11 protein-coding genes and 1 pseudogene are annotated in these 12687 nt (G+C 69.2%); 8 read left to right on the top strand and 4 right to left on the bottom strand.

The window, feature by feature from the left end:
- From hflK to IPG61_19740, 4 genes and pseudogenes are all read right to left on the bottom strand, one after another.
- Positions 1 to 1026 (bottom strand): FtsH protease activity modulator HflK, encoded by a 1026-nt coding sequence (gene hflK, locus IPG61_19755; GenBank protein MBK6736257.1) that lies wholly within the window; start codon positions 1024 to 1026, stop codon positions 1 to 3.
- A 119-nt stretch (positions 1027 to 1145) separates the two neighbouring features.
- Complete coding sequence (locus IPG61_19750; GenBank protein ID MBK6736256.1) at positions 1146 to 1997, bottom strand: TatD family hydrolase; 852 nt, start codon at positions 1995 to 1997, stop codon at positions 1146 to 1148.
- Positions 1994 to 2496 (bottom strand): annotated as a pseudogene (locus IPG61_19745) (SRPBCC family protein). Before IPG61_19745 ends, IPG61_19750 begins: the two are co-directional and overlap by 4 nt.
- Before the next feature lie 12 nt (positions 2497 to 2508).
- Positions 2509 to 3276: a hypothetical protein gene (locus IPG61_19740; GenBank protein ID MBK6736255.1), complete on the bottom strand. Its 768-nt coding sequence runs from the start codon at positions 3274 to 3276 to the stop codon at positions 2509 to 2511.
- 262 nt (positions 3277 to 3538) lie between these two features.
- On the opposite strand from IPG61_19740, the gene IPG61_19735 reads away from it, so the two are divergent.
- The 8 genes from IPG61_19735 to IPG61_19700 all read left to right on the top strand — a co-directional run.
- A complete protein-coding gene (locus IPG61_19735) occupies positions 3539 to 4912 on the top strand; it encodes an adenosylhomocysteinase (protein ID MBK6736254.1) in 1374 nt (457 codons plus the stop codon).
- A gap of 211 nt (positions 4913 to 5123) precedes the next feature.
- Positions 5124 to 6278, top strand: a complete 1155-nt coding sequence (gene wecB / locus IPG61_19730; GenBank protein MBK6736253.1) for a UDP-N-acetylglucosamine 2-epimerase (non-hydrolyzing) — start codon at positions 5124 to 5126, stop codon at positions 6276 to 6278.
- 190 nt (positions 6279 to 6468) lie between these two features.
- Positions 6469 to 7710 (top strand): glycosyltransferase family 2 protein, encoded by a 1242-nt coding sequence (locus tag IPG61_19725; GenBank protein MBK6736252.1) that lies wholly within the window; start codon positions 6469 to 6471, stop codon positions 7708 to 7710.
- The gene (locus IPG61_19720) at positions 7701 to 9617 is read left to right on the top strand and encodes a hypothetical protein (GenBank protein ID MBK6736251.1); all 1917 of its coding nucleotides are present in this window, start codon (positions 7701 to 7703) and stop codon (positions 9615 to 9617) included. Before IPG61_19725 ends, IPG61_19720 begins: the two co-directional genes overlap by 10 nt.
- A 60-nt stretch (positions 9618 to 9677) precedes the next feature.
- Positions 9678 to 10550: a YaiO family outer membrane beta-barrel protein gene (gene yaiO / locus IPG61_19715; GenBank protein ID MBK6736250.1), complete on the top strand. Its 873-nt coding sequence runs from the start codon at positions 9678 to 9680 to the stop codon at positions 10548 to 10550.
- Between the two features lie 17 nt (positions 10551 to 10567).
- The gene (locus IPG61_19710; protein MBK6736249.1) at positions 10568 to 12148 is read left to right on the top strand and encodes a phospholipid carrier-dependent glycosyltransferase; all 1581 of its coding nucleotides are present in this window, start codon (positions 10568 to 10570) and stop codon (positions 12146 to 12148) included.
- 8 nt (positions 12149 to 12156) lie between these two features.
- The gene (locus IPG61_19705; GenBank protein ID MBK6736248.1) at positions 12157 to 12384 is read left to right on the top strand and encodes a hypothetical protein; all 228 of its coding nucleotides are present in this window, start codon (positions 12157 to 12159) and stop codon (positions 12382 to 12384) included.
- A 141-nt stretch (positions 12385 to 12525) separates the two neighbouring features.
- Positions 12526 to 12687: hypothetical protein (locus IPG61_19700; GenBank protein MBK6736247.1), on the top strand; the 162-nt coding region annotated here is incomplete at its 3' end.

Here is a 12687-nt window from a genome sequence, read left to right as displayed (position 1 = left end):
TCAGCGACCTCCCCGGCCGGCGGCCTTGGCATCGAGGTTCAGCAGCGGCAGCACGCCGCGCAGATCGTCGTCGACGATCACCTTGCTGCGCACCTGCGGCAGCACCTGCGCCATCGTCTCGAGGTAGATGCGTTGCCGCGTCACCTCCGGCGCCTTGCGATAGGCTTCGTAGATGGCGTTGAAGGCGGCGGCATCGCCCTCGGCACGATTCACGCGGTTGAGCGCGTAGCCCTCGGCCTCCTGGATCGTCTGCTGGGCCTCGCCACTGGCCTTCGGGATCTCGCGATTGTATTCGGACTGCGCCTGGTTGATCAGCTTCTCCCGTTCCTGCTGCGCCTCGTTGACCGCGTTGAAGGACGGCTTCACCGGGTCGGGCGGGTTGATGTCCTGCAGCACGACCTGGTCGACGCTGATGCCCGTCTGGTACTGGTTGCACATTTCCTGCAGTTCGACCTGCACCTGTGCCGCCACTTCGGCACGCCCGATGGTGAGCACCTCGTTGACGGTGCGGTCGCCCACCACGCGGCGCATGACCGCCTCGCTCATGTCGCGGAACGTCTCCTGGACGTTGCGCACCTCGAACAGGAACTTGTAGGGGTCGACGATGCGGTACTGCACCACCCACTCGACCAGCGCCGCGTTGAGGTCGCCGGTGAGCATGCTCGATTCCTCGATGAACGACTTCGTCGAGTACTCCGTATGGATGCCGGCCCGCACGGTGCGGAACCCGAACTCCTCCTTGAGCTGGCGCTGGATGGGCACCTTGCGCACGCGCTCGATGCCCAGCGGCATCTTGAAGTGCAGGCCCGGCTCCGTGACCCGATCATACTTGCCGAAGCGCAGCACCAGTCCGGCCTCTTCCGGATCGACGGTGTAGAAGCCCGAGAGCATGACCGCCAACGCCACGACCACGACCAGCAGGTTCGCCACCAGGCGCGGCCTGGGCTTCGGGAAGCGGAAGTTGGGTACCTGGACCCGCGGCGCCTGGGGCCGGAAGGCGTTCTGGAAATCGTCGTTCCCCGTCATGGACACTCCTTGCGGCAGGGCAGTCGGGCGGCGCCGTCGCGCGCCGGGAAGGCAAATGACATTGTACCGGCAAGTAACCGGGCGGGCACAGGATTATTCGATGCGGGGCAGGCGGGGAACTACAGGTTGAACAGCGCCGCGGCGTTGGCCGAAGTGGCGGCCGCCAGCGATTCGACGGTCTGGCCTCGCAGCAGCGCCACCGCGCCTGCGACTTCGTGCACGTGGCGCGGTTCGGTCTGCTCGGGCGTCACGTTCTCGAGGCCGATGGCCGGCGCGTCGGTCTCCAGAACCAGGCGGTCGAGCGGTATGGTGCGCGCGGCACGGCGCACCTGCTGCGCCCGCGGGTGCGTGGCGGCGCCGCCAAGGGCGATGTGCAGCCCCACGTCGACGAACCGGGCAGCCAGTTCCGGCCCGCGCGAGTACGCATGCACCACGCCGCGCAGCCGGCCGCGATGACGGCCGACGGCCGTGAGCATCTCCTCGAAGGCCCCGCGGCAGTGCAGGATGACCGGCAGGTCGAAGTCGGCCGCCAGGGCCAGCTGGCGTTCGAGCAGGGGCATCTGTTCGACGAGGCCGCTGGAGCTGATCTTCGTGTCGAGGCCGATCTCGCCGATGGCCGCGGGCCTCTGCCGCCCGATACGGCCGGCCAGGTGCTCGAGCAGGCTGTCGAGCGCCGCGGCGCGGGCCGCTTCGGCCGCGGTACTGCCGGGAAAGGCGGCCGGCGGCACCGTGGCGCCCTCGAGCGCCGCCACCTGCGTGGGCAGGTCGTGCGCCAGCCAGGGATGCAGCCCCAGCCCCACGACCACGCCGGGACGGACGGCCAGCCGCGCCAGTTCGGCCCAGCAGGGCGCGTCGTAGGCGGGCACCACCACCTTCATGACGCCGACGGCGGCGGCGCGCGCGAGCACACCGTCGGTGTCGTGGTTCAGCGGCGGGTGGTTCAGGTGGCAGTGGGTGTCGACGAGGTTCATGATCGCCGTGCCGTTCTTTTTCCCGCCAGCAACGACCGAAGCAGCTTCACCCACCCCGACCAGCCGCGGGCTTCGGGTTTGAGCCCGAGCGAGGTGGCCGCCTGGGCCATCGCGTCCTCGAGCAGGGCATCGTGGAGCGGACGGTAGATGATGGGCCAGGACATCACGGCAGCGCCTTTCGTCTCCATCTGCAGGGCATGGCGCAACACAACCTCCCGCCCTCCCGAGCCCAGGACCTCGAACCCGTGGTGCCCGTCGAACCCCGCCGGACCCGTGAACCGGAAGCGCACCGACGCACCCGGCTCATGGGACTCGACCACGTAGCGGATCGGCCCGTGGCCGCCCCTGGCGCCGACGCCCAGGGGTCGATCGAAGGCCATGCGTGGCCACAAGCGGTGAGGCCAGAGCCGGTCGTCGGCCGAAGCGAGCGAGTCGATCAACGAACCGACCGCGCTTGCAGGCGCGGCGAACCCCGTTCGTGGATGTTGAGGACTTTCAATGAGGCCCCCGGTTACGGTGCGATCAATCCCATGGTTGTGCCGCACACGTCCTTGAAGTAACCGAATGTCCCCAGGCCGGGAACGGACATGGCGTCGCCGAGGCGCTGGCCGCCGGCGGATTCGATCTCCGCGAGCTTGGCGGCGGCATCGCCGACATGGATGTAGGCCACCGCAGGCATGGCGGGCGTGTGCGACTGGAAGACGCCGGGCACACCGGCGCCGGCGTCGAACGCCATGTACTGCGGCATGGTCTCCAGCGCGCCCCAGCCGAACACGCGGCCGAAGAACGTCGCGGCCGCCGCGCCGTCGGCGGCGTACATCTCCAGCGAACACACCGAACCGAACGGAGGCCGGGGATTGCTGCCGAAAGGCATTTCCATGCGGGGCATCCCCACGGGGATCGGCGCCTCGATGAGCCCGTAGATGGTGCCGGAGTTGTCCTTGAACCGCGCCAGCGTCCCGGCCATGGGCATGGTCCAGGGTGCGCGCTCGACGGCGCCGCCGGCGGCGGTCACTTCTTCGAGGGCGGCCGCAACGCTGTCGACGCGGATGAACGGCACCACGCCGGGAAAGCCCTCCGGCGTGCCGGCGCGCAGCGACACCGAGGGCCCGGCCGGCGCCAGGGCGACCACGATCTCGGGCGAGGCCGGCATCATCTGCCAGCCGAAGACCCGGCTGTAGAACGCGGACGACGCGGCGAGGTGGTTGGCCGCAACGGCGACCATCACCACCGGATGCCTTCCGGAGCCGGCGGGGACCTGGTTCATCGGGTTGCTCATCGGGACCACCCTGGTGGCTGGGGTACGGGACCAACAAGGTTCCTTCAATTCGTGATTCCGGCAAGGGGAACCGGCCTGCGGACCGCGCCGCTCTTGATCAATCGTTACAGAACCTGCACATCGAACCGTGAACCCTGACGATTTGAGAACTCAATATCAGCCCCCAAGGAGCCGAAATAGGGTGGACGGTGGCAGAAAAGGCATCATATTGGACGGGTTGAAAAAAGCCTACCGCGGCAGGATTCCCAAGGGAGAAGCAAGAATGACGAATCAAGAGAAGGTTGCCGACTACAAGGTCGCGGATATCGGTCTGGCGGATTTCGGACGGCGCGAGATCGCCCTGGCCGAGACCGAGATGCCGGCCCTGATGGCCCTTCGTCGCAAGTACAAGGCGGAACAGCCGCTCAAGGGCGCGAAGATCCTCGGTTGCATCCACATGACCATCCAGACGGCCGTGCTGATCGAGACGCTGATCGACCTGGGCGCCGAGGTGCGCTGGTCGTCGTGCAACATCTTCTCGACGCAGGACCACGCTGCGGCGGCCATCGCGGCGGCCGGTACCGCCGTCTACGCCTGGAAGGGCCAGACGGTCGAAGAAGGCGAGTGGTGCATCGAGCAGACGATCCTGAAGAACGGCCAGCCCTGGGCGGCCAACATGATCCTCGACGACGGCGGCGACCTGACGGGCATGGTGCACCAGAAGTACCCGCAGATGCTGAACAGCATCCACGGCATCACCGAGGAGACCACGACCGGTGTGCATCGCCTGCTCGAGATGCTCGAGAACGGCGAACTGAAGGTGCCGGCGATCAACGTGAACGACTCGGTCACGAAGTCGAAGAACGACAACAAGTACGGCTGCCGCCACAGCCTGAACGACGCCGTGAAGCGCGGCACCGACATGCTGCTCGCGGGCAAGAAGGCCCTGGTCGTCGGCTACGGCGATGTGGGCAAGGGCTCGGCCCAGAGCCTGCGGCAGGAAGGCATGATCGTCAAGGTGAGCGAGATCGACCCGATCTGCGCCATGCAGGCCTGCATGGACGGCTACGAGGTCGTTTCGCCCTATGTGGACGGGATCAACACCGGCACGGCCGCGGGCATCGACAAGGCCCTGATGGGCACCATCGACCTGCTGGTGACGACCACCGGCAACGTGAACGTCTGCGATGAGCACATGCTGGCGGCGATCAAGCAGGGCGCCGTGGTCTGCAACATCGGCCACTTCGACAGCGAGATCGACACGGCCTTCATGCGCCGCACCTGGCAGTGGTCCGAGGTCAAGCCGCAGGTGCACCGCATCCAGCGCGACAAGAACAACGCGGACAACTACATCCTGCTCCTGTCGGAAGGCCGGCTGGTCAACCTGGGCAACGCCACCGGGCATCCCTCGCGGATCATGGACGGCTCGTTCGCCAACCAGGTGCTGGCCCAGATGCACCTCTACGGCCGCCGCTGGGCCGACAAGAAGACCGAACCGCTCTCGGTGACGGTGCTGCCCAAGAAGCTGGACGAGGAAGTCGCGGCCGAGATGGTGCGCGGGTTCGGCGGCGTGGTCACCAGGCTGACGCCGGTGCAGGCCAAGTACATCAACGTGAAGGTCGAAGGGCCGTTCAAGAAGGACGACTACAAGTACTAGCAGGGGTACGGGTGGTCGCCGCCGGGCGCCTTTGATCCTACCTTGGGGGCTCCCTCGCCGGATCGGCTGAGGGAGCCTCCTTTTTCAGATACCGGTCAAGGCCCGGGACGGGGCGCCCGAAAACAAGGTTGATCGCGTCCGCGCAACAACCTACGCTCACGGCAGGCGTGTCTGGCGCCACCGCAGGGACCGAGACGAGGTACGAACGCATATGCCCAAGATCCTTACCGTGATCGGTACGCGCCCCGAAGCCATCAAGCTGGCCCCCGTCCTTCAGGTCTTCGCGCGGCGCAGCGAAGTCATCGACAGCCGGGTCTGCGTCACGGCGCAGCATCGCGAACTCATGGACCAGGTTCTTGGGCGGTTCGGCCTCCAGATCCACCACGACCTGGACATCATGGCGCCGAAACAGACGCCTTCGGACGTGGCAGCCGCCATCCTCATCGGCATGCAGCCCGTGCTGGCGCAGGAACGGCCCGACTGGGTGATCGTGCAGGGCGACACGACCACGGCGGCGATGGCGGCGCTGGCCGCGGCCGGCTGCGGCTACCGCGTGGCCCACGTCGAGGCGGGCTTGCGCACTTTCGACCGCTCGCAGCCCTTCCCCGAGGAGCTGAACCGCTGCCTGATCGCCCAGATGGCCGACCTGCACCTGGCGCCGACGCCGCGCGCGCGCGACAACCTGCTGGCCGAGGGCATCCCTGCTGAGCGGATCCTGGTGGTGGGCAACACCGGGATCGACGCCCTTTTCGACACCGTGGCCGGGCTCGGGCCCGAGGCATTGCCACCCCCGCTGGGCACGCTGCCCGCGGACGCCCGGCTGGTGCTGGCCACGGCCCACAGGCGCGAGAACCTGGGCGAACCGTTCGCGCGGATCTGCGCCGCGCTGCGCGACATCGCGGCACTTGACGAGCGCATCCATGTCATCTACCCCTTGCATCCGAGGCCGGAGATCAGGCTGGTGGGCCAGCAGCTCCTGGCCGATGCACCGCGGGTGGTCCTCTGCCAGCCGCTCGATCACCTGAGCCTCGTTCGCGTGATGCTCAGGTCCGAACTGGTCATCACCGATTCGGGCGGCATGCAGGAAGAGGCGCCCACGCTGGGGCGGCCCGTGCTCGTGATGCGTGAAGTGACGGAACGCCCCGAGGCCATCGAGGTCGACGCGGCACGCCTGGTGGGCACCGACCGCGAAGAGATCGTGGCGGCCGCCCGTCATTTCCTCGGCGGCGGCTTCGCGCCGGCCCATCGCAGCCGTCCGCCGCAGTGCTACGGTGACGGCCGGGCTGCCGAGCGCATTGCGGCAGCGCTGCTGGGCGAGACGGTCGAGCCGTGGGTGCCCCAGGTCTCGGTGGCCGGCCGACGGTAGAACAGCGGGAGAATCAATGGACTCCGAACGCAGCGCCGAGCACGACCTCAAGGCCGGCTATGCGCACTGGTGGGTGCTGCCGGTCATCGTGATCACGATGTTCGCGGCAGCTGTGGTGGCCGTGGTGCTGGCCATGCCCGTTGAGGACCTGCCGCTGCCCGATCCGGCGCGGCCCCTGTACGTGCGCATCATGCTGGCCGCGCTGTACCTGATCATCGCCATCGTCGTGGTCAACCTGCTCCGCCACTACTACTTCACGCTCAACCGCCTGTTCGGCCGCCAGCGTCATCCGTACCTCGATCTCGAGACGGCCGAGTGGCCGCACGTGACGATCCTGATCCCGGCCCACAACGAGGAGCGGGTGATCAGCGACATCCTGACGGCGCTGCTCGAAGTGGACTACCCGCACGACCGGCTGCGCATCATGCCGCTGAACGACCGCAGCACCGACGGCACCCGCGAGATCATCGACGGCTTCGCCCGCGACCACGCCGGGCTCATCAAGCCGTTCCACCGCGAGGACGGGTTGGCCGGCAAGGCGGCGGCACTGCAGGACGCCCTGCCGCTCATCACCGACGACATCGTGCTGGTCTTCGACGCCGACTACATTCCCGGCCGCGGGCTCATCAAGCAGCTCGTGGCACCGTTCTTCGACCCCGAGGTCGGAGCGGTGATGGGCCGCGTCGTGCCGCTGAACGCCGACGTGAACCTGTTGACCCGCCTGCTCGACCTGGAGCGCGCGGGCGGCTACCAGGTGGACCAGCAGGCGCGCATGAACCTGGGCCTGGTGCCGCAGTACGGCGGCACGGTCGGCGGCATTCGCCGGCGCGCGGTCGAGGCGGTGGGCGGCTGGGACGTGCGCAGCCTGGCCGAGGACACCGACATCACCATGCGGCTGCTGCTGGCGGGCTGGAAGACGGTGTACCAGAACCGCTCCGAGTGCTACGAGCAGGTGCCCGAGACCTGGCGCTCCCGGATGCGGCAGATCTTCCGCTGGGCGCGCGGGCACAACCAGGTGCTGCGCAAGTACGCCGGGCGGCTCGTGTTCAACCGGCGCACGCGCCTGGCGGAGAAGATCGACGGCCTGCTGCTGCTGAACATCTACCTGATGTCGCCCATCGTGGTGCTCGGCTGGGTCCTGGGCGTGGTGCTGTGGTACCTGGGCGTGACCAAGCCCGGGCTCATCGTCATCCTGGCGGTGACCGGCTACAGCACGCTCGGCAATTTCGCGGTCTTCTTCGAGATCGCCGCCGCGACCTACCTGGACGGCACGCGTTCGCGGGTACGCCTGCTGCCGTTCATCATGGCCGGCTTCCTGGTCAGCCTCATGGCCGTGGCGCGGGCGACGGTGACGCAGCCGTTCGCGCGTCCCACCCGGAACGTGCACTGGCACAAGACCGAGCGCAGCGAGCGGAGGTCGCGATGGGTGTAGGCCTGGCCATCCTCGTCTTCCTGGCGCTGGTACTGGGTTGGACGCTGCTGCCGTTCATTCCGGGCTGGCGCGAACTGACCCGCAAATCGGATGCCGAGGCCTTGCCGGTGCAGCGCCGCTCCGAGGTCGAGGTGCGCCACTTCGCGCAGGGCTTCCGCGCCTACCTGGACCGGACGCTGAAGGGGATCATGGAACGGAGCCGCAGCGAAGGCGCGGCCCTGACCGGTGAACTGGCCGACGGCACGCCGTATCTCGTGACCCAGGGCGGCAACGCCGACGCGGACCTTGCCGCCGACGAGCGTGCGTACTGCACCCGGCTCATCGTCGCTGCGAACGACCTGCGGCTGCCGGCCGACTGGGTGCATGCCGGCGAGGTTTATGCCGCGGGCAACCTCACCGGCGGCGCGCGCAGCGTCTACCGTGCGGCCATGGCCGACGGCTCGCTGACGCTGGCGGCCGGCAGCGCGTCGCTGCGCTGGCTGCACGCCGGGCGGGCCCTCACGGCCGGCGAAGGCTGCCGCCTGTGCGGCCGCGTGTCCTCCGATGCGTCGGTGCACCTGGAGCCGGGCTGCGGTTTCGAGCGCCTGAATGCGCCCGTCATCACGTTCGGCGCCGCGGCCCCCGCGCCGGGGCCCCTTGGCGTCGCCCCCGACGCGGCGCCGCTGGTGGAAGCCGACATTCACGGGCTGGTCGACACCACGGGCGGTCGCTGGCTGGTGAAGGGCGACTTCGAACTGCCGGCCGGCCGTCGGCTCGAGCACGACCTGGTCGTCGACGGCACCGTGATCCTGCGTGAAGGCTCGCACCTGCAGGGCAGCCTCAAGAGCCACGGGCGGTTCAGCGCCGAACGCGGCGTGACCGTGACGGGCAGCATCGTCGGGCAGCGCGACGTCGCGTTCGGCGCGGGCTGCCGCATCGGCGGCCCCATCGTCAGCGAACAGGCGCTCACGCTCGGCGCCGGTTGTGTCGTGGGCTCGGCGGCGGCACCAACCACGGCCAGCGCGCTCGACATCCGGATCGAGCAGGGCGTGCGCTGCCACGGCACCGTCTGGGCCCACCGCCGGGGCGATGTCGTGCGGCCGCCCGAAAAGGCACTCGACCAGCGACTGGACCACCTGAGTCGGCGGGGCTTCCGCGGCGGTTTCATCCCCCGGCACCGCGCCCTGCTCTCGTCGCCCCGCAACGGCGGCAAGATCCTGACCTCGGCGCTGCTGGTGCTGGCGTTCTGGCTGCTGCTGTTCGTGACCCGCGGCGGTGTCGCACGCCTGTGGCTGGCGATCATGGACTTCTGGCAGTCGGTCGCCGGCATGGGCGGCTCCACGAGCATGGTTACATACAAGCTGGCCGGACTGGGTTTCGAGGTGCCGTACCTGGGCTTCGGGGCGGGGCTGCCCGGCAACCTGGCCTGGCTGATCGGCGCCGGCATCACCTCGGTGGTGCTGGTGGTGTCGCTGCTGCTGCCCCACCGCTTCCTGCCGCTGGCGTATTTCCTGCGCATCGCCGGCTTTTTCCAGGCAACGGCGCAGGTGTACTTCCATTTCTGGGGCGGGCACTTCCCCTACACCGGCGACGGCTACGTGCACGGGACGATGATCGCGGGGTTCTTCCTGCTGGCGCTGATCCCGCCGATCCTCGGCTTCACCTACTACCTGTTCGACTTCAGCCTCGGGCGCAAGGTCGGGCTGACCGCGGCCATGATGGGGCACCTGGTCATCATGATCCCGCTGCAGTACTTCCTGCACGCCTGGTTGATGCACCACGCCTCGCTGCTGGTGATGCCCCTGCTGTTCTTCGTCGCCGGCCTGCCGCTCAACGTGATGATGTTCATCGCGCTCTTCGGCTGGGGATTCAGCTGGCAGGACCGTTTGCACGACGAGAACGTGCAGCGGCAAGTGCGTGTGTCGTGATGTGCGTGTGTCGTGATGTACGCGTGTCCTGAGGCGCGCCGTGCGCAGAGGAGCAAGACGATGTTCGAACGTCGCCGGAATCACGGCCACCGCCGTGCCCCGCTCCGCGCCCTGTTGGCGGGCGCGGCGCTGCTGTTCCTGACGGCAGGCCCGGCCGCCGCTCAGGCGCCGCCGGAAGGCCCCGAGCGCCTGCCGGGACTGGCGCCGGCTGCCGACCAGGTGATCGAGTTCGGCCTCGGCCTCGGCCGCTACGACTTCCGCGGTTCCGACGCCACGAGCAGCTTCGACAGCCAGTACGTGCGCTATGCGCGTTCGCGCGCCCAACTGGATACCTGGCGCCTGACCGTGGGCCGCCAGCATCGCCTGGGCGACTCGAGCCTGGACGGAGGCCTCTCCTACACCCGGTACCTGGGCGACACCTCGCTGATGGCCGGCATCTCCAGCGGCACGGGCGATGTGCTGGCGCACCGCTACCGCCTGGACCTGGGCATCACCCAGCCTGTCGCCGGCATGCTGGCGAGCCTCGGCTACACGCGCATCGAGAGCAAGGCCGAGAACAGTTCGCACGGCTGGAGCCTGGGCCTGACGCGCTGGTTCAGCCACGTCATCGTCAGTGCCGGGCATCGCCTGGAGTTCGGCCAGCCCGGCGACACCGAGTCGTCGTCGACCAGCTTCGGCCTCACGTTCTACACATGGCGGAAGACCTACCTGGGCCTCGGCGCCGACTTCGGCCAGGTGGCCTACCAGCTGGTGGGGCCCGATGTGCCGATCCCCGGCGGCGTCCTGGTCGACTACGATTCGTGGAACGCGCATGTGGCCCTGATGCGGTACGTGAACGAGCGCTCGGGCTTCAACCTGCGCTACGACCACGGTGACGCGCGCGACATCTGGACCACCGACGGCATCTCGGCCTCCTACTTCCGGGAATGGTGAGCCGCGGCTGTCCCGCCGTGCGTTTGTTCGCCGGCGTGACGGTGCTCTTCGCCCTGTTGCAGGTGTTCAGCCTGTGGTCGGGCGCACTCGGCGTGACGCTGGGCCGTGCCGCAGCCACCATCATCACGGTCATCTCCCTGCTTGTGGCGATACTGTTCGGCCTGCGCTACCGGGACGATGCCGCCGGTGCGGGCCCGACGGCGAGCGATCGCCCGACGCGCCTTCTGCTGCGGCTGACGACCGCGGCGGCGCTCGGCTGGACCGCTTTCGTCTGGATCCGCCTGTGGCTGCTGGCTGCGCGCCGCGCGCCCTACGACTGGGACGGGCTCTACTACCACCTGCCCGCTATCCACGAGTGGGCGGTTGCCGGCCGGATCGCCTGGCTCGAAACGCCTTCCGAGGTCCCCTTCGTCAACTACCCGATGGGCGTCGAGGCCACGACGTTCCTTCTGCACCGCGTGCATGGCGCCGACGCGCTGCTCAACGCGGGCAACCTCTGGTACTGGCCGCTGGCGGTGCTTGCGGTGGTGGTCATCGCCCGACGACTGGGCGCGTCCCGCACCTGGGCCTGGCTGGCCGGGGCGCTGGTGTCGAGTGCACCGGTGCTGGCCGCGCAGAGCCTGACCTGCTACACCGATCCCGCCTTCGCGGCCACGGTGCTCGCCTCGCTGGCGGCGGCGATGCTGGTGCTGTTCCCCACCTCTCCGACCGGTGCCGGACCCTGGGTGTTGTGGGGCGCCGCGCTCGGCCTGATGGCCGGCGCCAAGGGCAGCGGCGTGCCGTTCGCCCTGGTCAACGCGGTGATGGTGGCGGCGGTGGTCGCCTGGCGCGAACGGGGCTCGGCGCTGCGTCGCTGGCCGCAATGGTTGATGGCGGTCGTCGCGGCCGTCGCAACGGGCGGCTATTGGTATCTTCGCAATGCGCTGATCACGGGCAACCCGGTGCATCCCATCCAGGTGGCGATCGGCCACAAGGTGATCTTCCCCGGCTACGACCACGTGCAGTTCAGCGAGGCCAACCTGCCGGCCTGGCTGGCCGCCTACCCCGCCTGGCTGCGGATGCCGGTGTCCTGGCTGCAGACCGACGCGCCCATCCACGGCTACGCCCCCACCGGCGGCCTCGGCTTCCTGTGGCTCGTGGCCTGCATACCGGCCACGGCGCTGCTGCTGCTGCTCGTGGTGCGCCGCCGCCGCGACCGCTTTGCTGTGGAGTTCCTGTTCCTGGCCGCGCTCGTGGCCGTGCTGCTCGGGGCCCAGACTTCCTCCTGGTGGGCCCGCTTCACCGTGTGGCTGATCGGATTGGGGCTGCCGGCCCTGGTCGTGGTGCTGCAGCGCGCGCAGGGTGAGGCGCGGACACGGGCTGCGCGACTGCTGGTCGTCGTCGTGACCATGGCCTGCGTGGCGCTGGCCGGCTGGGAGACGAACCGCACGCTGGGGCTGGAACGGCTGGAGGGCCTCCTGCCCGCGACGGAGCGGTCGCACGGCCTATCGTACTTCCCTGCAGGTACATCTTCCCCGACCTCGACCGGACGCCGGGCCTGGACCGCTTCCTCGCGGCGGAGATCAGACCGTACGCGCTGGGGCGCCTGGGCACGCTGATGGGCGGGGTGCTGAGCCAGCCGCTCGGCCAGCGGGGCGACATCGTACTGCCGCCCCGCCCCGGGCCCGCCGACCTGGCGGCGCTCCGCGCGGCCGGCGACACTTGGCTCATCTGGGATCTCGAGGCCGAGCCCGAGGTGCCGGCGCACGTCAGGGCCATGGTCGCGGAGGAGATCGCCGCCCCGGCCGGCCAGGCTTCGCCCTTCCTTTTCCTGCGTCTGGCGCCTGCCGACTGACCGCACGGACGGACACGATTTCGGCGGCACGGCCCTGGCGGCGCGCGGGTCCTGCGGATTGCCCCGGGACGGGCCGGGTGCTACGGTTCGGCCCGTCGCGCCCCGCCGGTACACCAAGGCCCGAGCCCGCAAAGGTCCGCCATGCCCACAAACGCCACTCGCCTGCCAGCCGTGCGCCGGCTCGTCCCGGTCCTGACCGGGCTGCTGCTGGCCGCCTCCTCCGCCCTGGCCTGCACCAACCTGGTCTGCAGCCCCGGCGCCACCGTCGACGGCTCCGTCTTCGTCACCTATACCTGCGACGGC

Source organism: bacterium, from assembly GCA_016703265.1.
Classification (GTDB): Bacteria; Krumholzibacteriota; Krumholzibacteriia; order LZORAL124-64-63; family LZORAL124-64-63; genus CAINDZ01.
This window is presented reverse-complemented; position numbering and strand designations above follow the sequence as displayed.

What these genes read in the sequence shown, in the direction of transcription:
- IPG61_19725 (MBK6736252.1), top strand. Translation starts at nt 6,469, where the DNA reads ATGCTGGCCGCGCTGTACCTGATCATCGCCATCGTCGTGGTCAACCTG.
- IPG61_19720 (MBK6736251.1), top strand. Translation starts at nt 7,701, where the DNA reads ATGGGTGTAGGCCTGGCCATCCTCGTCTTCCTGGCGCTGGTACTGGGT.
- IPG61_19735 (MBK6736254.1), top strand. Translation starts at nt 3,539, where the DNA reads ATGACGAATCAAGAGAAGGTTGCCGACTACAAGGTCGCGGATATCGGT.
- IPG61_19750 (MBK6736256.1), bottom strand. Translation starts at nt 1,997, where the DNA reads ATGAACCTCGTCGACACCCACTGCCACCTGAACCACCCGCCGCTGAAC.
- hflK (MBK6736257.1), bottom strand. Translation starts at nt 1,026, where the DNA reads ATGACGGGGAACGACGATTTCCAGAACGCCTTCCGGCCCCAGGCGCCG.
- yaiO (MBK6736250.1), top strand. Translation starts at nt 9,678, where the DNA reads ATGTTCGAACGTCGCCGGAATCACGGCCACCGCCGTGCCCCGCTCCGC.
- wecB (MBK6736253.1), top strand. Translation starts at nt 5,124, where the DNA reads ATGCCCAAGATCCTTACCGTGATCGGTACGCGCCCCGAAGCCATCAAG.
- IPG61_19740 (MBK6736255.1), bottom strand. Translation starts at nt 3,276, where the DNA reads ATGAGCAACCCGATGAACCAGGTCCCCGCCGGCTCCGGAAGGCATCCG.